19 protein-coding genes are annotated in these 23,650 nt (G+C 41.5%); 9 read left to right on the forward strand and 10 right to left on the reverse strand.

Annotation, left to right across the window (positions count from 1 at the left end; all coding sequences use genetic code 11):
- Positions 1–3: 3 nt before the first annotated feature.
- The gene (locus ACO067_RS03165) at positions 4–624 is read left to right on the forward strand and encodes a tyrosine-type recombinase/integrase (protein WP_421870688.1); all 621 of its coding nucleotides are present in this window, start codon (positions 4–6) and stop codon (positions 622–624) included.
- Between the two features lie 642 nt (positions 625–1,266).
- On the opposite strand, the gene ACO067_RS03170 is transcribed toward ACO067_RS03165, so the two are convergent.
- Positions 1,267–1,707, reverse strand: a complete 441-nt coding sequence (locus ACO067_RS03170; RefSeq protein WP_421870692.1) for a helix-turn-helix domain-containing protein — start codon at positions 1,705–1,707, stop codon at positions 1,267–1,269.
- A gap of 3 nt (positions 1,708–1,710) precedes the next feature.
- Complete coding sequence (locus ACO067_RS03175) at positions 1,711–2,043, reverse strand: type II toxin-antitoxin system HigB family toxin (RefSeq protein WP_421870695.1); 333 nt, start codon at positions 2,041–2,043, stop codon at positions 1,711–1,713.
- Between the two features lie 289 nt (positions 2,044–2,332).
- Here ACO067_RS03175 and ACO067_RS03180 point away from each other — a divergent pair, with 289 nt between their 5' ends.
- The 4 genes from ACO067_RS03180 (at position 2,333) to ACO067_RS03195 (ending at position 5,368) form a co-directional block, all read left to right on the forward strand.
- Positions 2,333–2,560 (forward strand): hypothetical protein, encoded by a 228-nt coding sequence (locus ACO067_RS03180; RefSeq protein WP_421870698.1) that lies wholly within the window; start codon positions 2,333–2,335, stop codon positions 2,558–2,560.
- A 558-nt stretch (positions 2,561–3,118) separates the two neighbouring features.
- Positions 3,119–4,072, forward strand: a complete 954-nt coding sequence (gene rlmF / locus ACO067_RS03185) for a 23S rRNA (adenine(1618)-N(6))-methyltransferase RlmF (protein WP_421870702.1) — start codon at positions 3,119–3,121, stop codon at positions 4,070–4,072.
- Positions 4,073–4,286: 214 nt separating this feature from the next.
- Positions 4,287–4,958 (forward strand): hypothetical protein, encoded by a 672-nt coding sequence (locus ACO067_RS03190; protein ID WP_421870706.1) that lies wholly within the window; start codon positions 4,287–4,289, stop codon positions 4,956–4,958.
- Positions 4,959–5,119: 161 nt separating this feature from the next.
- Positions 5,120–5,368 (forward strand): type II toxin-antitoxin system ParD family antitoxin, encoded by a 249-nt coding sequence (locus ACO067_RS03195; RefSeq protein ID WP_421870709.1) that lies wholly within the window; start codon positions 5,120–5,122, stop codon positions 5,366–5,368.
- Between the two features lie 519 nt (positions 5,369–5,887).
- Here the strand turns inward: ACO067_RS03195 and ACO067_RS03200 are convergent.
- Positions 5,888–8,680, reverse strand: coding sequence for a T9SS type A sorting domain-containing protein (locus ACO067_RS03200; RefSeq protein ID WP_421870712.1), 2,793 nt, complete (start codon positions 8,678–8,680; stop codon positions 5,888–5,890).
- A 199-nt stretch (positions 8,681–8,879) separates the two neighbouring features.
- Here ACO067_RS03200 and ACO067_RS03205 point away from each other — a divergent pair, with 199 nt between their 5' ends.
- Positions 8,880–9,467, forward strand: coding sequence for a hypothetical protein (locus ACO067_RS03205; protein WP_421870715.1), 588 nt, complete (start codon positions 8,880–8,882; stop codon positions 9,465–9,467).
- Between the two features lie 86 nt (positions 9,468–9,553).
- Here the strand turns inward: ACO067_RS03205 and ACO067_RS03210 are convergent, their stop codons facing one another.
- The 4 genes from ACO067_RS03210 to ACO067_RS03225 all read right to left on the reverse strand — a co-directional run bounded on the left by ACO067_RS03210 (position 9,554) and on the right by ACO067_RS03225 (position 13,937).
- On the reverse strand, positions 9,554–10,792 hold the full coding sequence (locus tag ACO067_RS03210; protein WP_421870718.1) for a 6-bladed beta-propeller: 1,239 nt from the start codon (positions 10,790–10,792) through the stop codon (positions 9,554–9,556).
- 234 nt (positions 10,793–11,026) lie between these two features.
- Entirely contained in the window at positions 11,027–11,929 is a 903-nt protein-coding gene (locus tag ACO067_RS03215; RefSeq protein ID WP_421870721.1) for a hypothetical protein, read from the reverse strand.
- Positions 11,930–12,366: 437 nt separating this feature from the next.
- Positions 12,367–12,750 carry a DUF4242 domain-containing protein gene (locus ACO067_RS03220; RefSeq protein WP_421870724.1) on the reverse strand — a complete coding sequence of 128 codons (384 nt, stop codon included), beginning with the start codon at positions 12,748–12,750 and terminating at the stop codon, positions 12,367–12,369.
- Positions 12,751–12,836: 86 nt separating this feature from the next.
- Positions 12,837–13,937: a nickel-binding protein gene (locus ACO067_RS03225; RefSeq protein ID WP_421870727.1), complete on the reverse strand. Its 1,101-nt coding sequence runs from the start codon at positions 13,935–13,937 to the stop codon at positions 12,837–12,839.
- 496 nt (positions 13,938–14,433) lie between these two features.
- Between ACO067_RS03225 and ACO067_RS03230 the strand changes: the two genes are divergently transcribed.
- The 3 genes from ACO067_RS03230 (at position 14,434) to ACO067_RS03240 (ending at position 17,236) form a co-directional block, all read left to right on the forward strand.
- Entirely contained in the window at positions 14,434–14,817 is a 384-nt protein-coding gene (locus ACO067_RS03230) for a hypothetical protein (protein WP_421870730.1), read from the forward strand.
- Positions 14,818–14,946: 129 nt separating this feature from the next.
- The gene (locus tag ACO067_RS03235; protein ID WP_421870733.1) at positions 14,947–15,315 is read left to right on the forward strand and encodes a hypothetical protein; all 369 of its coding nucleotides are present in this window, start codon (positions 14,947–14,949) and stop codon (positions 15,313–15,315) included.
- Between the two features lie 196 nt (positions 15,316–15,511).
- The gene (locus ACO067_RS03240; protein WP_421870736.1) at positions 15,512–17,236 is read left to right on the forward strand and encodes a glycosyl hydrolase 53 family protein; all 1,725 of its coding nucleotides are present in this window, start codon (positions 15,512–15,514) and stop codon (positions 17,234–17,236) included.
- A gap of 187 nt (positions 17,237–17,423) precedes the next feature.
- Here the strand turns inward: ACO067_RS03240 and ACO067_RS03245 are convergent, their stop codons facing one another.
- The 3 genes from ACO067_RS03245 to ACO067_RS03255 are packed head-to-tail and all read right to left on the reverse strand — an operon-like array spanning position 17,424 to position 23,618.
- Entirely contained in the window at positions 17,424–19,973 is a 2,550-nt protein-coding gene (locus tag ACO067_RS03245; RefSeq protein WP_421870739.1) for a cellulase family glycosylhydrolase, read from the reverse strand.
- The gene (gene galA / locus ACO067_RS03250; RefSeq protein ID WP_421870742.1) at positions 19,973–22,414 is read right to left on the reverse strand and encodes a beta-galactosidase GalA; all 2,442 of its coding nucleotides are present in this window, start codon (positions 22,412–22,414) and stop codon (positions 19,973–19,975) included. The genes ACO067_RS03245 and galA overlap by 1 nt, the downstream gene beginning before the upstream one ends.
- A complete protein-coding gene (locus tag ACO067_RS03255) occupies positions 22,407–23,618 on the reverse strand; it encodes a glycoside hydrolase family 53 protein (protein WP_421870745.1) in 1,212 nt (403 codons plus the stop codon). The genes galA and ACO067_RS03255 overlap by 8 nt, the downstream gene beginning before the upstream one ends.
- Between the last annotated feature and the right edge of the window lie 32 nt (positions 23,619–23,650).

Consider the following 23,650-nt stretch of genomic DNA (forward strand, 5'->3'; position numbering starts at 1 on the left):
GATATGTCGATTAATCAGCTGCCTACAAAACCATTAGATTGGACTCAAGAATATCAATTACTCTTGTCATCAATGGATAAAGAAATTAATACTCTTGAATCTTTGAATATGCGGATTAAATGGGCAAAGTATCAAACACTTATTGGTATCGCAGGTAACTTTGGATTAGGTGCAAAAGAATTATTAGGCCTGAGATGGAATGATGTGATTAACAAAAACCATAATGACATTTTTCCATATGAATACAATAAAAGAAAAATACACATTTACTTCAATAGGTCGATTGTCTGGTTAATCAATAAAAATCATAAAATCATTGACCCAGTTAATGATCATCATCTAATTCTGCACAAGGTTAATTCGCCAACTACTGCCATTTCCACAAGACAATTTAACTCAACACTGCAAAAAATAACATCAAAACTCAAAATAGGTGGTCCCAACATATCATCTCATACTCTGAGAAAGACCTTCGCATATCATTTATGGAAAGATATTTACGATAGATCTACAGATGGTCTATCAGTAGTAAGTAAAGTACTAAATCATCAAGATGTGAAAGAAACTCAGATGTACCTTTCAATCAATAATAAGCAAATACGTCCAACCATTATTAGGTTTTAAGCAGCACAATAAGGCTAGCGCATTCTTTTGAAAACAGTAGGTTAGACTTCAATTCATTCTGTTACCTAAATTTCTATTCGGGCGCCACTTAAAGGTTGCCTTGAACAAACAATGCTTTGGTCAGCAAGAAGGCCTTTTATTCGTGCATAAGTGGGACAATGGAATAGTTTTACCTTTCAGTGAGCCTCCCATTCATTCTAACATCGCTTATCGATAAACCACCATTCATTTAAAGAAAACATGGAGATAGAAAACATTTTATTCTGTTATCTACATGGGAGAAAGTGGTAAAAGTTTGAGGTTTTTGGGTCAGTCGTCAGGCCACTCGAAGTGGTCCGACGACTAAAAGGTCCTACAACAGCATGCTGTAAGGATTACCATAAGATTTAGACTGGTGGAGGAAAATGGTATAGGTTCGAGGTTTTGGGTTACCCTCTTTAGTCTTCCTGTATGATGTGACCTTCTTCTCATTACCAGTGAGAAAACTTAAGAGTCCGCGTTGCAAACGCGGACTAGGTGGGGAAAACTAGGTGTGGCAGCATACCTGTGCTGGTAGGCGAGATCATTTTTGTTGGTGACCCTTGACGCTTCGGTCAGGACAGGCAACACCAACAAAGGCCAAAAATGATACGTTATCTTGCGTTAGAGAACTTCCAATTCCTTTTTGGTGTTCATCACACTTGCGTTCCGAAGTTTGGGATCAACTTTCAATTTATAGGGGCGATTGAATGCATCCTGGTTCATACTAAAATGATCTGCCAATTTTCGGATTACCTCTTTAGAAAGTCCTTTCTTATAATTCAAAATATCAGAAACCAATCCCTTGCTTACCTTTAGAATATTCACCAAATCCTTCGCCTTCAAGCTGTGTTCTTCCATTAATGAAATCAACAGCTGGATAGGATCTACTTCTTCGAAGGAATTATTTTCCTGATCGTACTTTTCAATGAGCACGGTTAATAATTCTATTTCCTCCTCTACCTCCGAAGTAACCGCACCCTGAGAAACTAATTCCTCCACCAATTGGCAATATTCATCATACTGCTCTCTCGACTTGATCACTTTATATTTTAATACTTCCATTTTTCAATAATCATTCACCGTATACTGCTCATTCTTACCACACAATCTATCATACTCGGCATGTGTCCCAATCCAACAAACAAAAAGATGCGCTGCTTTAGCACCGAACAGGTATTTACAGATTAGTCGATAGTTATTTCCTCCAATATTGAAGACCACTCTGTCACATCCATTACCTAAAAGATCTGCAGAACCAAAGGTCTTCTTGATGTCATCTGATTTATCCCAATCTGCTCCTTTCAAAATCTCTAACCAAATACCAAACGAAACTTTGCTTCTTGCTTGTTCCCTGGTGTAGTCTTCTATTGTTTGCTTCTTTATGAGATGTACTTTCAATGTAAATATACGCGGATATAACAACGTTAGTTCACAAAATGTGAACTTTATTCATTTGGAGTAGATAAGGTTAAGGTACCCAAATTAGCATAATCACCACAACCATTAAGCGATTTGTCTCCTATTCATAATGAACAACAATTTAGGATCATGTAAGTCTGATCGAACACTCCAACCCTTTTCTTTGGCAATAACAGCTCACTTACACAGCTAATTCAGATTTATAATCGAGCATACGGTAGCAAATAACTACAAATGGATTGCAATCCTCATACTCTTAACATCGGGATTGCTCGAAGGAATGCGTGCGGCACAAATCCCGACGAACGGGGTGGTTGATACATTGAATGTACCACTCTACACGACTAAAGTGTTTGAACAAAAATTAGCATATATCCATCAAAACCCAGTAAAGGCCGGTCTGGCTAATACACCCTGGACCTATTACTATTCTTCAGCATCCTTCTATCACCTTAACTCTTCTGACTTTGAATTCCTATCACATCACGACGGATGAAAAAATATGAATTGGAACGAAAATTTGTTGGTGATAACACCAACAAAGGCGACAATCACAATCAATAAATTGAGTAGATGAAAAAAAAAGATTTTAGGAATTCTTATCCTTTTCTTAACTCTATCCCTCCTCTACCTAACTCGAGAGTTTTTCACTGACTTTTTCTACTTATCCATAAACGGAAAATTCTATACAGTAGAAAGTCAGGTAAGCTTCATAGGTCAACGAGTACTTTATTTAACTCTCATGTCAGTGGGGCTTATTTTGTCCATTCAACTGATGTTCAATTGGCTAAGCCAATTGAAGTATACCAAGGCAGTATGCTCTTTTCTTTTCTTAGTTTTCCTAATACTTGAAACTCCGGTGTATAAGTGTGACTTCTACGAACGAAATCACTCATTTTGGGAAAGCATGACTTTTCACTTTCATTGAGACTGCCCCTGTATCTGCTTACCTCTACTAACCAAAACTTCAAATGTCACCAAACAAAGGCAGGGACTTTAGCACTACCATATCCTCACCCTTGATACCTTTGCCAATCGAACAGAAGCAAGCGCAATGAAGAAGCTCAAAAAGCAGGCCCCAGGATTACACAAAAGAAACAAACATCAAGGCACCTATGATTTTGAGGCACTGACTGCTGCTTTTCCAGACCTGGCCAAGCACCTCCAAAAGAACCCCAAAGGTGCCGATACCATTGACTTTGCCAATGCGGAAAGTGTAAAAGCGCTCAATACAGCGCTTCTTAAATCACAATACGGGATCAGCTACTGGGACATTCCTAAAAACTACCTGACCCCTCCTATTCCCGGACGGGCAGACTATATCCATCACATGGCGCAGTGGCTGTCGAGGGACAACTCGGGCAAGCTGGCAGCTGGCTCACACATCAAATGCCTGGATATTGGCACTGGAGCGAGTTTGATCTATCCGATCATTGGGGTTGCTGAGTATGACTGGACCTTTGTAGCCTCCGATATTGATCCTAAATCCATTGCATCTGCTCAGAAAATCATAGACGGAAATCCACACTTGAAAGACCGTGTAGAATTGCGAATGCAGCAAGAGCCTACGGATACACTTTATGGCGTTTTACAACCAAAAGACCGATTCGATGTGGTGATCTGCAACCCTCCTTTTCACAGCTCCGCAGAAGAGGCGCTGGAAGCATCCACCCGCAAAGTCAGAAACCTCACCGGCAAGCACATCAAGCAGCCAAAACTCAACTTTGCAGGAATGCCCAACGAGCTCTGGTGTGAAGGCGGAGAAGTCCAGTTCATTCAGAACTATGTCCGGCAGAGTAGTAAGTTTCCCAAATCCTGTTTGTGGTACTCCACGCTGGTCTCCAGAGACTCCCATGTCAAATCGGTCTACCAGGCGCTGAGCAACTACCAGCCAGAACAGGTACAATCCATCCAAATGGGCCAGGGAAACAAAGTCAGTCGTTTGGTTACCTGGACATTTCAAACTCCAGAGCAGCAGAAGCAATGGCGGCTCAATAGGTGGAAGTAAGCTTCATTACTCGGACTCTTGTTGGTGTTACACATCCGACTACTCATCACCTGTCGATTAAATTCTTTTTGTTAAGCACGTCTTGTTTGTTGGTGATAACAAAGACACGATGAGTTAAATTTGAACGTGAATTTGTTAGCGATTACTCCATCAACAGTAAACAGGGTTTAAAATGAATCGCTAAGACATACCCATAAGAATTAAGACAGTTAAAATGACAATTGAAACACTCTCCATAGGTAGACTTTCCATACTCATCATAATCCTGTTAGGATGCTCAAAACCTCCTGAGAAATATTTTGAAGGTATTTTGACTTACAAGATTTACAATAAAACTGAAGGATACCCAGATGACCAGCCATTCGGAACTGAACTAAAAGTATTCCTAAAAGAAGGACAATTGAAGCGAGTCTACAATACAACCCAGCAAGGAGGAATTAGAGAGGAATTGTATAACAGTGAATTGGGAGTAGTATTTATGAAGATTGTAGGATCTGACACCATATTGAGGGCAGATGTTACGAGGAACCCATACCATTCTTTAATCAATATGGAAACTAGATCTACTCAAAAAACCTTTCTTAATCAAGAATGTAGGGTTTTGGAGATGAATACAATTCATAAGAACGGGGACCTAGAATTCCCATGGGATCTGGAATTCTACTATTCAGATACGCTTCGTGTGAACCCCAACCTCTTTGAAGATTGGAGGTTTGGCTTCTACAATAAAGGCATTAAAGAAATGGGCGCTTACTATCTCAAGCTTATAGAGAAATCTCCCGCAACCTATACGGAATATGAAATCATTGATATTCAACCACAAGCACTTAATGATTCATTATTCGAAGTTGACAGCTCAAAAGTTATTACTGATTTCCAATGGTAACCAGATGATCTGAACAGTGACCCTCGCTGGTAACCCTTAATTGAATCAAGCGTATCTGAACTCCAATAAAGACAAAAGCTTTGCTGATCACCATCAATGGCAATGAACAGATTTTGCTCCAAATACCAATATTTGGTACCTTTATGGAAACGTTTTAGCGTATGAGTAAGAATACATCTGTATCTCTTGGCAATCATTTCGATGAATTTGTCCAACAAAGTGTCTCAGAAGGACGCTATCAAAACGCCAGTGAAGTTATTCGAGCTGGATTGAGGTTGCTTGAAGAGGAAGAAAGTAAAGTAATTGCCCTAAAGAAAGCTATTCAAGAAGGAATCGATAGTGGAATAGCAGAAAATTTCGATCCAAAAAGCCACCTGGCACAATTGCAGTCATCAAAAACGAATGGTTAACTATCGTTTAACCAACCTTGCCGTTCAGGATTTGTCCAATATCTGGAACTACACCTGTGAACCCTGATCGGAGCGGCAGGCCAATCTTTACTACGGTCAACTAATTGACGGTTTCGAGAAAATAGCCGCAGAGCCCCATTCTGGTCGCAATTATACTGGAATCGTTAATGATCTGTTCGGATTCAAGGTGAATAAATAGGTCATCTTTTATCGAATTCTTGCCAGCCATCAGGTAGAGATCATCCGAGTACTCCATGAGCAAATGGATCTTAGAAGCAAATTTCAATAAATCACAGATGCCAGTAGAGCCCCGATCAACCCAGGTGTTACCTTTACTGATAGAAGACGGTGATCACCAACAATACTAAGTAATCAGCACATTACATTTTCTGGAGTGCAATAAAAGGGTTGCTTTCTATTAATCTCAAATGTACCCATGTCCATTTTCGGAAAAGGCTTCAGTATAGTGAGTCCGGGATATCATGAAAAAGGCCAACGAGTATGCTGGCCTTTGATTTTCTAATGGTTGATGATAATCTTTTGTTGATATTGACTGCCACCCGTGTTTAACTCAATTAAATAAATGCCGTTTGGTACATTCCTGATCTCCATTCGATGGTTATCTTGACTTGCTGATTCACTTAGAAGTTCTTTTCCGTTGAGATCTCTGATGATGATTGATAGATCAGCAGGACTGTTTTTAAAGCTGATGAAATCCGTCGCAGGATTTGGGAACAACTGAATGGATTGCAACTTTGGTGTTGAAGCAATTACTGCTATTGGAATGGTTAGCTGTATCGTGTCACTATTGAATTCACCATCATTGACCGTTACTGGAACTGAAATTTCTCCATTGAAGTCAATAGAAGTAGTGATTCCTGGGCTGACAAGTTCATAATGTTCATTTTCTAGAATTTTCAATGTGAAGTCATCAGGATAAACATTGTCTACGTCCTCCGCAGTGAAATCCGTTAACGTCATTTCAATAACTTGTCCTTGTGTTCCGGCAAACTCTGTATTAGAAGTTAAATTAGTAGGAGGGTCATTGACTGGAGTAACCTCCACTGGAAATTCATATACATATCCTTCATGAGATTCATCATCAACTCGTAGTTTGATCATCAATGGCCCATTGTAATTCTCAGCTGGAATTATTTGAGAGTCCTGATAAGTATAATTAGCGTTTTCAAGTACTGTTAACTTCAATTCAGATGGATCACTATCTTCATCAATGATAGTTGCATTATCCAGTGAAATTGAGATTGGCTCATCTTCGACATTAGATTCTATATCCAAGTTCGTAATCGTAGGATATTTGTCTTCGAATTCTAACTTAATGAGTTGATGTTTTATATCTCCAATAGTAAAGTCTCCGGCAAGATAAACGGAGTTAGGGTTGCTAGAATCAAATGAGATGCCCCATAGCTGTTCAAGGTAGAGGTCAGGAATCATTTCAAAATCACCAACAATATCACCATTGGAGTTCCTAAAGCTGTAGCCAGAAGATCCGTCAGAATACATAAACCCATTCCTACAACCTTCTAAACTATATAGTCTATACATATCATTCTCGAATGTGTTAATAAAATTCCCATCACTATCAATTATTACAACTTTTGATAATTCAATATCTTCATAATGGGTAAAATCACCCGTAATTGCTATTTCTCCAAATTGGTTAATATTGATGCGGTGGATGGATCCATAAAATTCTTCAAACCCGTTTTTAAATGAGTCATCCAACTCTCCATTAGATTTTAATTTAAGTAGTGGGCCTTGAGAAACATCATCTATTTTAATATCCCAACCTCCCAATAGTATTTCTCCAGATGGTAGTTCTTTGAAAACAGAAACTCCTGTAATTGTATTTTTTAGAAAATTATGATCGATAGTACCGTCTATATTATAGGCGAAAAGTTTTTGATTGAAACTAATAAGACGCAGGTCGTTGCTCAAAATACAGTAGCTGTCTAGACTGTAAAAAGGAATGCTGAAACCAGGGGTTTCAATAGAAAATAATTTTTCGCCACTTTCATTAACGACATTCAGATTTCTTTCGTAATCAAATATTAAATAGGAGTTCGAACCCCATTTATACATATTCATACGAGAGTGTTTATTCTCCTTAACATTAAAGTCCAGAACATTTCCCTGCAAATCTAGAATTGCTCCATTTTTGACTTTAATGTCATTTATTTGATTGAATTCGCCTACTAGATATATCGTATTGTCCTTATTATGCACCTCATACAAATACCCTTTATCATAGAATTCTGGTTTGAAGGATAGGGTTACCTCACCATTGTGAATTTTTGTAATCCCATAATAATTATGATCTTGATCTAACTCAATACTTGTATAAATTGATCCATCAGATGTTGTGTAGTAATAAGGTAAATTTGAAGAGGGAATTGTTTTTATCATGGAAAAAGTCTCATCAATAGTGCCATTTTCGTTTAAACGGACTAAATAATGATAATGTGGATCTTCAAAAGAGTAAAGATGAACAAGTGCTTTATTGTTTTGCAGTTCAAGTTTGTTAGAACCAAAGTACTTATCCGAGTCATTAAATGAATAAGTTTCATCAATAGCTCCATTTTCGTTTAACCTTATTATATGAGGGTCATTTTTAATTATACATATTATTTTACCATCTGACTGAATTTCCATATCTAGAACCTCAGTTGACTTGTCAATCTCAGGATTAAAACTTGCGCTAACTTCTCCCGTTGAGAGGATTTTAGCAAAACCAGGAACGGTTACGTTATTAACTGCATCAAAATAACCTGATATATATACGATGTTATCTTGACAAAGTAGATTACTTATTCTTCCAGTGGTTTCAACATTAAAGCTTTCATCAATATTGAGGTCTTGATCATACTTAATAAGGTTAGTGCCACTGACCACAACAATCTCATCATTTGAAAGGACCCCTACTCCTCCAATATAACCTTCCAGATACTTGGTTTGAATTATTGAACCACTTGGATCAAGTTCATCGATTTGTCCAAATCTGGCAACGATGATATTTCCATTGTTTTTAACATAAAATTGCCCTTGAAGATCAGTCTTAAAGCTTTCATCTATTTCACCATCTGGTGTAATACGGTAAATCAATGATTTCTCCGGATTCGTTGGATGAATTCCAGATATTAATAATTTACCGTCGGCCAGTTCAGCAAATGACCTCAATACAGAACGACCTTTAACTTGAATATTCGGGAAACTCTCATCTAGAACCTGAGCGTTTATTTGAGAGAATAGTAACAATGCAGCAATAAATGCCGGAAGATTTAGTCTGTTAATCATTATTGGGTAATTTTTTACTAAAATGATAAATAATTAACCAATGATTATCATTTTAGGATTTTAATTACTTGAATTTCGATTGCACTTGTTGGTGTTACCAGTTCAGACCGAAGCTTCGGTGACCACCGGCAAAGACAGGAAACCCTATTTATTCACCTATTTTAGCCAAATACTGAATCACCAAACTTAACTGTATCTCATGAAAAAACTTGAAATCATCCTTGGCGTAGTGGCTTTGATATCTCTGGCTCTGTACCTCTTTTTGGTTCCAGGCAGCGCCATGATTCTGTTACTTTCGCTCACTTCTCTGTCCATCATTTACTTTTACTTCAGTTTCGCTCTTTTTAATGGTGTGAAGGGCAGAAATATATTTAAGAAGAGTTCATATGTTGATTTGAAAACGATGAGGATCGTCGGAAGTATTCCTGCAGGAATAGCCCTAGCAATCACCATTACGGGGATATCATTCATCATTTTCCAATGGCCAGGAGCTAGATTGAATCTACAAATTGGCATCATTGCCCTATCACTGGTGATCATCATTTGCGCAATCAACTATTTGCGAAATAAAGAAGCATTCTACTTCTCTATTCTCAAGCGAACCATCGCTTTTGACATCATTGGACTTATCCTGCTGCTACTCCCTCAGTATGCCCTATTGGAATTTAGATACCGTGATTTTCCAGAGTATGTGGAAGCCTTCAAGCGTGCCAGTGAAGACCCTACCAATCAGGATCTGCAAGAACAGTTGGAGCAAGAGCAATTGAAAGTGGATCAGGAAAAGTGATCTATTTAATGCCTTGCCTTGTAGAGATGATAATTCTTACGACCTAGGAATCTGGGATGGTCGATAGCTAAATGAAAAATTGTCTTTCACAACAATGCCTCTCTAACGGGCATCAATAGGAGTATCGGATTATCGTCATAGCTCACTTCTCTGCCATCACTCAGTGTAATTACTTCCCCATACTCAAGGAGTTCATTTGGATAAAGTAAAGTCGCCAGATTCCCATCATACCACGGACTTAAATAATAATAACCTGAACCCGAATAGGACAAATTGATCCGATCCGGAAAATCGGAGAAATCATTAACTATTTCCGAAGCGTGAAACACCGTATCCTTTAGCATGATGTAATGATTAAATGAAACACCTTGACCACTTGAAGCACGTTTGAAGTAATTGATTAGTGTCAACTTTTGATTGTATACTTCGAAGTTTGGCGCACTCACCTTGCCAATAAATTCATCTGAACGTGCTAGGTATTTCATTTGGTCCATCTTGGACAGCTTGACCATTTCTTCATAATCTATAGAATTCCCATTGATATATTCTACTTCTAGAAATCTGCTAAAATCGCTCCCGTCAAACTGGTAGAGTGAGTTATCATAGTTTACATTACCATAGATAGTTCCTTGCTCATCCCGAATCATTTGGAGTGGAAAGGGTTGATAAGACACGTAAGATTCACTTTGCTCACCTGGATATAGTTTATCAAAAAATTTCTCAAGGGGATTGCCCAAAGAATCAGTCAAAACATACTCGCAATTCGTCAATTGCCCGTCTATAACCTTCGTATTGTGATTCGTTTGCATCAGGTAATTCCCACTTGCCAGCCTGGTGATTTGCTGAAAAGGAAGGGTCAAATCCATTTTCACTTGTTTTGTGAATTCCAGATCAGCATCATAGTCAATTCTTTTGCCTAGCTGGAAATCATAAATTGTCAGAGATCCATTTTCATGAACCTCAAAGTTTCCAATAGAAGAGTATTCATCTGGCCCCTCACCTACTGCATCAAGCTTATGAAGAAGTTTTCCTTCAAGATCAAATACATAAATGATCATTTGCTGCAGATCGTGGTAGTAAATTTTTTCTTGTTTAATGATAACATTTCCAAAGCTAATTGGATCCTCAATATCGAACCAAACAAAGTTTAATTCTTCCACCAATTCTGATAATTGCACTGATCTTGGAGCCGACAAATCAATCAAGACCACACCTTGATTTAAACTTTCAATGGTCTCCTGATTAGACTGATTGCAACTAAAAAGAGTAAGAGTAATTGCGATGATGATCGCAGTTAGTCGATAAATAATATGGCAAGCTTTCATTTACCGCATGTTTACCTCTGATTCCCCAGCCATTGAAGACAGGTGCAACCAGCTAAAAGTGAACAGGATCTTTTAGGTCCATTGAATAAAAGAAGAATAACGATATTTTGTAAAAAACGGAAATTAAAAAATACCTAGAACGTTACTGCTACTCAATTTTTGCTCTTATTGGTGTTATCCATCCTGATCAACACATCAGGGATAGCCAGCAGTGCGAGTCTCAACACCCAACACCTAATTAGCGTAAGGCAGATTCATCAGGGAATTGGGGCGTAAATAGATGCTTCTGCTTTTCAGATCGATAAGGATATTGAACCGTTTCAATAAATCACCGCCCAGCACACTCATTTGTTGCCTGCCGATGGCCCCTTCGAAAAAGCCCACGGGCACCTCGCTGAATTCGAAATCTCCTATTTGGAATACAGGAAGTATAGCTTTTTGTACCTGGATGACGTTCCCGTATGAATCCTTCAATGACTTGGTGTTGGTAATCTTCAAATAGTTTCCGATTCCCGTGGAGGCCACAAACTGATCATCGTATAAGAGTGCTCCACCATACCCGGAGTGAATCAAGTATCTGTTTTGAAAAACGCTATCCCCTACGATACTTGTCCCCTCTATAAACATCATCCCTTTGGTCCATTCCAGACTGAACTGTTGGTAGTGTTTCGTTTTTGCAGGAAGCGAATCATGTAGGAGCACTTGTTGCTCTTCAAAATTGAGTTCCACTATTTGGTCGCCAAAAAGATTCAGTCCAAATTTCCCATCGGTAAGTGGCCCGGAGTGTAGACACTCCCAGATAGTGAGGCTATCCCACTCTAGTGCTTGTATGCTCAGGTCATTGGCGTGACTGCTTCTGGAAATATCCGCCCCACCCCAACTTTGCACCTCAGCTTGCTCACTCCATGTGATCGATTTCAGGTCTTTGGCCACACGCTGAATGATACTCACTGCATCAACTGCCGTATGCAGCATTAAATCGACCGTATCAGATCCATTGATGACCGCTTCTATGGATAGATTGTTGTGCTCGGTCAACCTAAAGGGAATGGTGCTCTTAGTCACATGACTTTGTTGCTGGGTAACCCCAGGTACATTGAGCAAAACGAGTAGGCCGATGGTAAAGCAAATTCTCATAACAGGTAGTGCTTCATCAGAGGCCTGATATTAGACACTACCTCCTTCACTGCACTCGTTAAAACTAACAGAAAAAGTATCGGCTAGCAAGGGAAAGGATTCTCTGCCACTCCTGATCCAGGTGCCACCCTGGCTTCTTTTACTCATCTGAAGGCTTCACCTAATCGAATTCCTTTCTTGACATGATAATTCCCGGCTTCACAAGGTATCCGGTTTGATCCTGTCCTTACTGCGGCTAGTTTCGCTATGAAATGAGGCCAAGTGTCAAAAACCGGTTTGGAGTTCCATAGCCCTTGCTGGTCCTTCTATCGATTGAAAAGCCAACAAAAGCAGGAGAGAGTGTCTCAAAAGCCTGAATAAACTGTAGACCCTGAACAGGTTCAGTATGACCAAACAGCACTTTTGAGACACCTCATTCTTTAAAACCTGAAGAATATTTACTTCTCATCCTTGTTTGCAACTGCCGTTGCAGGTCCTATGTTGGCCTTTATTTCCATGATTTCAGTGCAAGGAAATCCACCTTTTTTAGCGTGTTCTTTAATAAGTGATTTGTTTTCGGCCTCATATACGCAGTACAGCTGATTATCCACTACATAGCTATTGATCCACTTAATGTCCGTGTTCATTTCGTCCAAAACATCTACGGATTTTTTAGAAGCACCTTGCAGATCTTCCTGGGAAAGCTTGCCAGCACCTGGCATATCCCTTTTAATCAAGTAAGTTTTCATTTTGATAGAATTGTCAGGTTGCTTTTTTTGTGCGTAACCCACGTTTACTAAAAACAGGATGACGATAATTGTGCATGTTTTGAGTGTTTTCATGACATTTTTGTTTTTTGATTATGAAGACAAAGCTATGAGCACATGCAGGGAAAGGCTTTCACATTTTAATCAGGAAATAGCAACCTTCAATCATTTTTTCCTTTTTGCTTCACATAGCCCAGAGGCTTTATACCAAACCTCTTTTGAAAGCACCGGGTGAAATAAGAAGGACTACTAAAACCTGCATCAAATGCCACCTGAGAAATATTACCATCCGTCTTGTTTAGCAGCTGCTGCGACTTGAACAATCGGTACTCCCTGAGTAATTCATTTGGGGACTGACCAGTAGCTCCTTTTGTTTTTCGATATAATTGAGAACTGCTGACAAAAAGATGAGAAGCAAGTTGATTCACATCAAATTCAGGGTTATTCCAATGCTCAACCAGCGACTCGAAAAGTTTTTCCAGGAATGACTCTTCTTCTGGCGTGATAATCTTCACCTTTTTGTTTGATAAAATACTTTCATCTTCCCTGTAGAGCTGATTCACCTTATCCGAAATAATCATTTGCCTTTGCCTGCTAAACAAACACAAATGTCTGGCATACCGTATCGCCTCCCCGAACAACTCTTCACTGTTAGTGACTGGAATCCCAGCGTGCAAGCCAGCCCGAAATTCCAGAATATCAGCAGCTATGTGCAGTTGCTTTTGTATGGCCTGGGCACATTGAACGGCTTGTTTTGTGGTAATAAAAGAAGCAACAAAGCCATTGTTTTCCATTTCAATTTCCTGTCCCTCATGACTTTTGATTTGTTCCTGTACTATTTCGTTTTGCAGAGAAAAGAGTTCATACGCTCTGGCATTACCTTCTTTGTAAGCCAATAATTTAAAATCCATACTCACCGTCACCAACAGCACACGAAACGCCGGATCACTGTAGAATGCCTTGATATCGGTTTTACTCATTCCTTCCAGGGATTTAGGATCCTGTATTCTCCCCAGAAAAGCAGCTACAAGGTTGCTGTTTACCTCCATTATTTTGTGTGGTACTAATCCATGAGCTTCGTTGTGCATTTCAATAACTGCTTCCTTATCCGGTGCCTCAATCAGGCAAAAAGCATTACCTCTGAATTGATCATACCAGAAAGTCATACAATTGCACCCATATTGATCCTGTACGGCAACATCCATCTTATGAGCCTCGACTACATCGTCGAGTTCTGCATCAGGCACCATATGAAGATCCATAAAAAGGGGCATTCAATCATAAAGTTTAGTGGAGCTGTAATTAAGTAAAACTATCATGCTGACTATGTAAAAAATAATGCAGGAAATAGCACAAATCATTCAATACTGGTTTATGGTTCATCCCTAAACAGGGCATGACACTTAATCTTTAAGATAATTAAATATTACTTTCTTCTGAAACAGACCATCTTTGAGAGCCTCTGACATCTTTGGTGTTACTTACATATGACCAATATAAAAGCCTCTAGGCGGTCAACAGACCACCTTTTAAGCACTTCACCCAATTTCGTCAAATGATGTGTCACAGATGGAGGTTAAACACGATGGCCAAAAACGGGCCAGTTTCGCTCTGAAACGAGACCATGAGTTAAAATATGTATTGTACCAGGCCTTGCTGGTGCTTCCATCATTGAAAAGCCATTGATTAGAGTTTACAACGGTGTAACTTAATAGAGCTTTGATACAAGAATTTGCTGGCGATAACGAGAAATTGACTATGAAAAAGAAAACAATCAATTATAACTATGCTGACTTTGACCTGGTCAAGAATATTGCTTTGACATTTCCCAATACAGAAGAAAGCATATCACATGAAGGCACACCATCGGTAAAAGTGCGTGGAAAACTAATGTGCCGACTGCACGATAGTGGTGAATTCATTCCAATACGCCTTGACTTTGACCTAAGGGACAAATATCTAGATAGCCACCCTGAAATCTTTCATTTACCCGACCACTTTAAAGCCTATCCGTACATTTGTATGTGGATACATTGCCATGACAAAAAACTATTGACGGAAGTCCTGGAGCAAAGCTGGAAAGGACTTGCGACCAAGAAGCAGGTGAAAGAATATGACGAAAAGAAAACCACAACTGGCTGAGATCAACCGTTTATAGTTTCCCTTTCTCGCATTGGCCAGCCTCTCATAACAAAAACCGGCTTTGAACGCTAACCAAAGCAGAAAAGCAACCCTTTGCACCTAACACTCATCTAGGAATAAAACAAACTTATGAGAAGATCTGGAGTTATGAACGTCTTGTGTGCAATTGCCTGCATCCTACTCCTTGCAGTCGGCATTCTTCACATGAGTGGCATTAACTACATCAATGACATGGTACAACAATCCGATGTATCAGATTTGGTCAAACAGATATTCCCAATCTTGTTCCTTGCCCCATCCATTCAACTCATCGTACTTGCCATCTTTGGCCTGATAGCACTATCCAAACCAAGCAGGATTGTCTATGCTTTGATATCGGTATTCGTCTTGATCGATGCTATTTTTGCTTTTTGGTTAAATGCCCTAATTCCCGGCGTGATCCTACTGCTTCCAGGTGTGATCTTTGTATTCCTGGCTTGGAAGCCAAAAACAAGCTAATCCAATGGCCTAGCTTACTTGCCTATTGCCTATTGCCTATTTGCCTATTGCTTTTACGCAATAGTTCCTTCATGTAAGCTCAGTATCAGTAATCGTAAGATACCTTTCCATCTTCCCGTTCTCAGCAAAATAGTTTTAGAGTAGACATTCGGAGAGTCCGAATCGACTAACAAAACCTATTTTAACCATGAAAAAAATGATGAACTGTCTCCAACAATGGGGACTGGTATGCCTTGCGCTATTGATGGCCATGAGCATACCATCAGAAGTATCAGCACAGTTTGCTAAGGGTGCAGACGTGAGCTGGCTCAGTGAAATGGAAGCTTCCGGCTACCAGTGGTACAACGACAATGGCAATCAAGAGGATCTTTTTGAAATACTCAAAGATCACGGAATGAATTCGATCCGGTTGAGAGCCTGGGTGAACCCATCCGGAGGCTGGTCAGATACCAATGACATGCTTTACCTCGCTGGCCGAGCCTCCAATGCCGGCATGGATATCATGCTGACCATTCATTACAGCGACTCGTGGGCTGACCCTGGCCAGCAAAACAAACCCTCAGCCTGGTCGGGCTATTCTACCCAGCAGCTCTATGATGCGGTGTACAGCTACACACATGACATCATCAGCACCATGCAGTCCAATGGGGTCACACCTAAGTGGGTACAGATTGGCAATGAAACTAACAATGGCATGCTCTGGGAAAATGGACGAGCCACCAACAGCATGCAGACCTATGCCTGGCTCGTCAATTCAGGTCACAATGCGGTCAAAGATGTAAATAGCAGCATTCAGACCATTGTACACCTGGCCAACGGCAATGACAATGGACTGTATCAATGGAACATTGGTGGAATCATCTCTGAAGGTGCCAACTTTGATATCATCGGGATGTCTCTGTATCCAGAACCTAATACCTGGCAAGGATTGGCCAATGATTGTCTTGCCAACATGCAGGACATGAAGTCTCGCTATGGCAAGGAAGTGATGATTTGTGAAATCGGGATGCGACAGGATGAAGCACAAGCAACTCGTGATTTCATCGCTGATATGTTGGCTAAAACCCGATCTGTCAATGGCTTGGGTGTGTTCTACTGGGAACCTCAAGTATATGATGGATGGAAAGGCTATGGGAAAGGTGCCTGGCAAGAAAGTGGTCAACCTTCTATTGCCATGGACGCCTTCCTGGAAGGTGGCTCTGGCGGAGGAAATGGCAATACTGGCGGTAACAATGGAAGTGGTCAGTACGTGCAGTTCCGCAACAGAGGTTCTAACCTCTATCTGGATGGTATGGGAAGAACCACCAATGGAGATGCAGTAGGACAATGGGGAAACACGACACATCCTAATTCTCGCTGGGAGCTTATAAGTCAGGGAGGAAATTATTACCAACTTCAAAATGTAGGCACCGGACTTTTCCTTGATGGCATGGGCAGAACAACCAATGGAGCTGATGTCGGTCAATGGAGCAACACCACCAGCTACAATTCACACTGGGAGCTGATCCAATATAGTGGCAACTATTACCAGCTTAGAAACCGAAGCACCGGACTTTATCTGGATGGAATGGGCCGAACCACCAATGGAGATGCCGCCGGACAGTGGGCCAATACCACTCACGTCAATTCTCAATGGGAAATGATCAGCACTTCCGGTAATCGTCTGGCTGATGAGTCAGAAGTGTTTGCAAAGGAGCAGGTTCAGTTTTACCCAAATCCGATCAACGAAAAGCTGTATATCAATCTGGGTAGTACTACCAACGCAGAGCTCAAGCTGCTAGATACTAGCGGTAAAGTGCTGAGATCACATAAAGTAGGAACAATAGAGACGATCAATGTTGCGCAATTAAAACCAGGAATCTATCTATTAGAAATAAGCACACCTGATCAGACTATTCGATCCAAAGTGATCAAACAGTAAACAAAAAATGAGGGAGTCTCAAAAGTTCGTTTAGGTCATCCTGAACATGTTTCAGGATCTAAAATGAGTTAATTGTTGATCACATAGATTCTGAAATAAATGCGAATGGCTAGTTTCAGAATGACTTTTGGTAGAGCTTTTGAGACTCTCTCATTATCATTTTTTTTCAACCTGTTCTCCAGAGTTCTCACTCCAGCCGAACGCTCTCTATCGCAATTTCAAATGATTGCTTTTGCTCCTTCTCGGTCAAACCTGGACCAATAGAGATTTGGAGCGTCTCCATTTCTTTCAAGTCAAAGTGACTGACTCTACTTCCCTCAAAGTAATACGGCAAAAAAGTTGGATATGGCCGTGGAAGCGTCACCATACGCACAGGCTTCAATTCAGACAACAAGACACAGTAATCATCTTTACTCCCCAACTCAATCGTTTGTCCGTAGGTAGAACCATCCTTCATGACCATTGCTATCTGAATCGGCACATTACCTTCTTTAAGGTTTCGCCCTACCAGTGTTAGTTGCTTGAAATCCTCAAGCGATCTGGTGTCGAGGCGATCCCCAAAATGATAACGCATCGAGTAATCATAGATTGGCTCAGCACTTGGATTCTCACCATCTACAATGAATAATTCGTCAATTTTTAGCACCAACTCTCCTTTTCCTGGCTGTGAAGACGGAGCCACATACGAACTTGGCTTCCATACCCGCGATACTTCTTCATTATCTTGCAATGCATTGTATAAATACAATGGCTCTTTGGGATCAACCACCGATACCGTGTAAGGCTCTGCATCAAAATCCCAGTCGCCTGGTTCAGCAGCTACACCAGAAGGAAAGATTTGACCATCCACCTGTATGTAATAGCGAAGTATACCATCTTTGATCATTTCACCTTTTATGCTTGCCTCGTATGCAAACCCATGTTTCTGTGTCATCTCTATGCGCACAGGTCGCCATCCGTCATAAGTGAGTAGCGTCACCTTCTCAGGTTTCTGCTCAGTCACTACAGTCGCCTTTATGACCAATTCCATACCCGGTTCTACAAACTCCACCAGCTCATGAAGGACGTAGGTTTGATCGATGGTTGACTTTTCAGCCACGAATTCATTTAGTCGGATGTTGTTCCAAACCTCTTCCGGACTGACTTTCAATTTTGCACCCTTTTTCACTAAAAAGTAAGTACCTGGACGGACTTCAAAACTTCCTTTATTTACTTCAGCTTGCCAATTATTTCCTTCATTGATTGGTTTCAACTCAAAATCAGGGCCTAGCTGATCCAGGTTGACTTTCATGGATCTTGTTCGCCAGATAATTTCTGACAGCTTACGGTCCAAGCTATTCTTACCAAACGGATCACTGACCCAAACTGCATCAGGCTGCACTTCCAGACGCCAGACGCCAGGTGCTATCACGTCCAGGAAATAGGCTCCTGTGCCTTCGTACTGCACGATTGGCGAATTCCCCCAGCCAGAGACGTGCTTCAATTGCTTAGGATTCTTCGGCGCTATCTCGTTGTGATTGGTATAGATGAATTGCTCTTCCGAATTTAAAACAGCCAGATCCCTTTCATAGCTCACCGTAAAATCATCGAATGAGGTATTCTGAGGGTATCGACCATAGTCGGCATACAAAGGCACCTGATGAAACACCTCACTGGCTATTTTCAATGCCAGAGCCTTTTGTGGAGTGTACTGCAAATTCATATAATGCGTGTTGTACTCCGTATTGGCATAAGCCAAATAAGTAGGGTCGTAAGCAAAATGGGTCGCCCACTGGATGCCGGATGAGCGAAAGCTCCGAGCCATCGCGGGATAGATATAAGACCTACCAACATCTGCTGCATCAAATTCATACACCACCTTGGCTCCCTTTTTGAAAGCTTCATGTTTGTCGAAAGGAATGGCATAGCGATCCACGTTTGGCAAAAAGTTGCCTTTTAGCTCCTCTCCTGCTCCTAATCCGGTTGGGTACCACTGAAATGTCCCGCCATCAATTCCCGCTTCGAAGTACTCGTCCATGTAATTGATGCCATGACTGATGTTGTAGAAAATGGGCTTAACACATCCGGTACTTTTCATGGCTTGTACCATCCTGGTGACATAACGCTGCACCGAATCAGCTGGTTGGCGGTGGTGCGGTTCATTGCTCACCTCAAATGCAATGACCCTTGGGTCATCTTTGTAAGCTTTACCGGTGTACGGATTGACATGATTTAGAAACTGTGCCAGATAATTCTCCTGAGCTTTGATCGCATCTTCATTAGTCAGGCAGGCTCCTTTGCCATACTTATGTGAAAACCCGGGAGTCCAGGTGTCTCGTTCAGGCCACCCATTCCCCCAGAAAGCAATGGGAGTTAACAGCATTTTCATCCCACGTTTCTGCATTTCAGCAACCATGTAGTCGAAGAGATCCAGGTGTTCATTCTCCAAAAGATTTCCAAGCGTATCGCTGATTTCTGTATCCCATACATGCACCCGGTACGCATCAAATCCTAAGCGAGCAAAATGATATACGTCCTCATCAATTGCTTTTCGAGGATCTACTCCTAGTTTTTCGGCCGAGCGATAGGCATGTGCAAAAGGAACTGTATAATTCACACCGAACCCATGGACCTCTTCTCCCGAGGCACCCCAGCGCATGATTCCAGTCTCATCCACGATGACATTTTCTTGCGAATAGGATATAGCTATCCCTGGCCCCACTAGCAGGAGCATTGCTATGACGATTACTTTTCTCATTACCTAATACCTAAAAGTTTCTTATCTGAATTGGTCAGTTCAATGGTTATTTCGGCTGCTTGAAGTCCCGGCGAAATGGCTCTCACCTTCACAAAACCAGAAGATTCGCCGGCTTGTAAAACCATTTGACATTTACCATTGAACAGAGATCTGTTGGAAGCCTGATCATCTTCATGGGAGCTCGGATCACCGTTACCCACCCCAATGATTTCGCTATCCCCATCCAGCTCAAAATAGATGGGGTTATTTGCGGTAGGGACTTCATTGCCATTTCTATCTAGCACCACTGCATTGACTACTGTCGCATCCTTTCCATCTGCCCGAAGCATTTGTCTGTCTGGTAGGAGTTTTATCTGAACAGGAGCTCCGGTTGTTACCTGTGAGGCCTTAAACGTTCGGCCTCCTCTGGTAGCCACCGCCTTTAATTCTCCAGGCGCATATTTCACCTGCCATTGCAAATGGCTATTCGGTTTCATTTTCTTGGTACCCAGACTCTTGCCATTCAGAAAGAGTTCCACTTTTTCTGCATTGCTGTTCACCCATACGTCGATGGTTTCTCCTTCACGTCCAGCCCAGTTCCAATGTGGCGAAATGTGCAAAACATCTTCATCTGCCCACCACGACTTGTAGTAGTAATACAGGTTTTTCGGAAAGCCACATACGTCCATTACTCCAAAGTGTGAATTCACATTAGGCCAGGTAAATGGCGTAGGTTCCCCCCGATAATCAAATCCAGTCCAGATAAACCCGCCCAAATGCCAATCATTTTCAGCGACAATGGGCCACCACTCTTCTGCCAGAGAAGCCCACCATGGATGGCTCAAATCCTGATCTGGTAAATAGCCTTTCAAGCTATCAACCTGATAAATACCTCGAGTGGTCACAGTACTTCCCATCTCGGTACCAATGACTGGTTGATTCGGATGATCCTTATGGTACGGCACCATTCCATACTCCCGGTAGTTAAAGCCTCTAACCGGAATGACCGTATTGATCCCATTGTACACATTGGCCAGATCTGCCGCATACGTGCTGGTACGTGTCGGATCCAATTCTTTTTGCTTAGCCAGCATGGTCAGAGCAAGCCGTTTCCCAACACTGTTTTGTTGAATCCATCCTTCCTCGTTTCCAATACACCACATGAAGATGGACGGATGGTTTCGGTCCCGCTTGATTAGTTTCTCAAACTGATCCATGTGCTCGGGGCTACTATTGAGCAATCGGGTTTCATCCATCACCAACATACCCAGGCTATCGCAAGCCTCCAGTAGCTCAGGAGTTGGTGGATTGTGGCTGGCTCGGTAAGCATTGGAACCCATTTCCTTTAGGAGCTTGATTCGGTAATACTGCAGGTAATCTGGCATGGCACTGCCCACTCCGGCATGATCCTGATGGTTGTTGGTCCCTTTGATCTTAATGGGCATACCGTTCAATACCACCCCTCTTTTTGGGTCAATTTCGATGGTACGAATTCCAAACTTTTCTACCTGATGATCTATGGGTTTTCCATCCAACAAAAGCACCGTCTTCACCCTGTAGAGATATGGATTGTCCAGATCCCAAATATTTGGATTAGTTAATGTTAGTTGGTGTTTTATGGAGGCTTTTCCATTAAGACCCAAAACAATCGACTGAATTTCAGATCGCTCTAATTCTTTCCCATTGCGATCCATCACTACTGCATAAACCTCGGCATTTGCTGGTGATTGAGTCTCATTGACAACTTCTGTTTCTACCGTTATTATGGCTTCTTCACCAGTTACGTCAGCTTGCACAAATACGCCCCCCCAATTCGCAAAATGAAGGTTATGATACTTCTCCAGCCATATGTGCCGATAGATTCCCGCACCTTCATAGAACCAACCCTCATATTGGGTGGCATCTACCCTCACCACGAGGTTATTGGGTTTATCAAAGTGGATGTAGTCAGTGATATCATAGGTCACTCCCATGTAACCACTTTCATTGTTACCGAGGTAAAAGCCATTGATCCAAACACGCGCATCACGGAAGATTCCGTCAAAGGTCACTGCGAATCTCGCGCCACTATCTGCTGCGTCAAAATGTAGTTGTTTCTTGTACCATCCAACGCTTGTTTCTGGAAAGAGTCCTCCTACTGGTTTATAACCATGAGACTGCACATCGAAGTTGTCCACCTCCACAAACGGCAACTCCACTGCCCAGTCGTGTGGCAGATCCAAATGTCGCCAGGTAGTGTCCACAAAATCTTTACTCATTGGAGTTGCCTCCGTCTTTCCCGACTTAGAAAAGATATTAGCTACACCGTAGTTGAAATCCTTTGCCGGATCGGCGGCATGTCCATAGGCAAAGCGCCAGTCCTTGTCAATGTTGGTTCGCTCCCTCAATGACTGCTGGGCATGAAGCCCAAATACAGTCATTGATAAGAGCATGAAGAAGTATAGTTTATGTCGCTTAATCATTGGAATCATAGTCGTAGGTCATGAAGTCAATATTGCTGAGCGCATTGCCTTCAAAATCAAAAAATGTATTGTTTTCCCATGAGGACCCTGTACCCCACTGATCCTTCATATCTGAGGTAATCCATGCAGGCTCCCAATAAACCAATCCGGAGGCTCCTGCATTCTTGAGCGCTTTGGTCAGGTCTATTAAGTAATTGGTTTGTCCCTCCAGAGTGAAAGCATAACCTGAAATGGGATTTTCTCCACCAAACAGATTATTGTAGTTGTCAGCTCCATCGGTGGTCCATGGATATGCGGTTTCCAGAATGATAATTTCCTTATTGAATCGCTCACGAAATTCTCGGATACGATCCTCCAATTGATGGAACTGGACACCTGTATGCCATAACGGATAGTAGGATATCCCAATGAAATCGAAATCGCTGGTTTGCTGAATTATTTCATCAAACCACCATTCCACATTGACAGGGTCGGCAACATGCAAGGCTATTTTGGTATCTACCTCCGATTCAGCTGAAACTTCATTCACAGCCCTTATGGCTGCTTTTACAACGATACCCATATTGGTCCATCCCGATTCACAGACATCCATCTCAGGGAAATTATCATTACCTCCTGAGCGCATCATACCACAGTTGGTTTCATTGCCTATCTGGACCATCTCAGGCATCAGCCCTTTGCCATTCAGGTAACTTAGCACGTGATGGGTATACTCGTAAACAGAGTCGGCCAATATGTCAATATCAGTAATCTCTTCCCATGCTTCGGGTACAAACTGTTTGCCCGGATCAGCCCAATCATCAGAGTAATGAAAGTCCAGCAATACGTTCATTTCTTGCTCTTTGGATAATCGAATGGCCTTTTCTACATCATAGAGATCGTTGTATTGCTGGGTGCCATTGTCATAGACTTCTTGCGTCCATTCCGGATCGTGCCATAGTCTAAAGCGAGCAAGATTCGTTCCATGGTCAGCGAATATTTGATAGGGAGATGTTTGTTCTCCGCCATCGTAGTAGGCACCACCATGATCTAGTATCTGGTTGACATAGGAAAGATCGGCCCCAAAGTAAAACTTCTCAACAACTAGCGAATCACTCGGCTCCTGAGGTTCCGGGTCTACTCCTCTCCTGCCTGTTTCTTCAGTACAGGAAATCATCAATAGAAAAGATAAAACCAACGAGTACAGCATCAACTTCATTCTCATTTTCTACAGTTAAATTAAGACTCGAATGCCGC

It is taken from the genome of Marinoscillum sp. (assembly GCF_965229915.1).
Taxonomy (GTDB): Bacteria; Bacteroidota; Bacteroidia; order Cytophagales; family Cyclobacteriaceae; genus Marinoscillum.

Bases quoted from the DNA above. Each gene is read 5' to 3' on its own strand.
- ACO067_RS03165 (WP_421870688.1), top strand. From the start codon at position 4: ATGTCGATTAATCAGCTGCCTACAAAACCATTAGATTGGACTCAAGAA.
- ACO067_RS03170 (WP_421870692.1), bottom strand. From the start codon at position 1,707: ATGGAAGTATTAAAATATAAAGTGATCAAGTCGAGAGAGCAGTATGAT.
- rlmF (WP_421870702.1), top strand. From the start codon at position 3,119: ATGAAGAAGCTCAAAAAGCAGGCCCCAGGATTACACAAAAGAAACAAA.
- ACO067_RS03190 (WP_421870706.1), top strand. From the start codon at position 4,287: ATGACAATTGAAACACTCTCCATAGGTAGACTTTCCATACTCATCATA.
- ACO067_RS03195 (WP_421870709.1), top strand. From the start codon at position 5,120: ATGAGTAAGAATACATCTGTATCTCTTGGCAATCATTTCGATGAATTT.
- ACO067_RS03200 (WP_421870712.1), bottom strand. From the start codon at position 8,680: ATGATTAACAGACTAAATCTTCCGGCATTTATTGCTGCATTGTTACTA.
- ACO067_RS03205 (WP_421870715.1), top strand. From the start codon at position 8,880: ATGAAAAAACTTGAAATCATCCTTGGCGTAGTGGCTTTGATATCTCTG.
- ACO067_RS03210 (WP_421870718.1), bottom strand. From the start codon at position 10,792: ATGAAAGCTTGCCATATTATTTATCGACTAACTGCGATCATCATCGCA.
- ACO067_RS03215 (WP_421870721.1), bottom strand. From the start codon at position 11,929: ATGAGAATTTGCTTTACCATCGGCCTACTCGTTTTGCTCAATGTACCT.
- ACO067_RS03220 (WP_421870724.1), bottom strand. From the start codon at position 12,750: ATGAAAACACTCAAAACATGCACAATTATCGTCATCCTGTTTTTAGTA.
- ACO067_RS03225 (WP_421870727.1), bottom strand. From the start codon at position 13,937: ATGGATCTTCATATGGTGCCTGATGCAGAACTCGACGATGTAGTCGAG.
- ACO067_RS03230 (WP_421870730.1), top strand. From the start codon at position 14,434: ATGAAAAAGAAAACAATCAATTATAACTATGCTGACTTTGACCTGGTC.
- ACO067_RS03235 (WP_421870733.1), top strand. From the start codon at position 14,947: ATGAGAAGATCTGGAGTTATGAACGTCTTGTGTGCAATTGCCTGCATC.
- ACO067_RS03240 (WP_421870736.1), top strand. From the start codon at position 15,512: ATGATGAACTGTCTCCAACAATGGGGACTGGTATGCCTTGCGCTATTG.
- ACO067_RS03245 (WP_421870739.1), bottom strand. From the start codon at position 19,973: ATGAGAAAAGTAATCGTCATAGCAATGCTCCTGCTAGTGGGGCCAGGG.
- galA (WP_421870742.1), bottom strand. From the start codon at position 22,414: ATGATTAAGCGACATAAACTATACTTCTTCATGCTCTTATCAATGACT.
- ACO067_RS03255 (WP_421870745.1), bottom strand. From the start codon at position 23,618: ATGAGAATGAAGTTGATGCTGTACTCGTTGGTTTTATCTTTTCTATTG.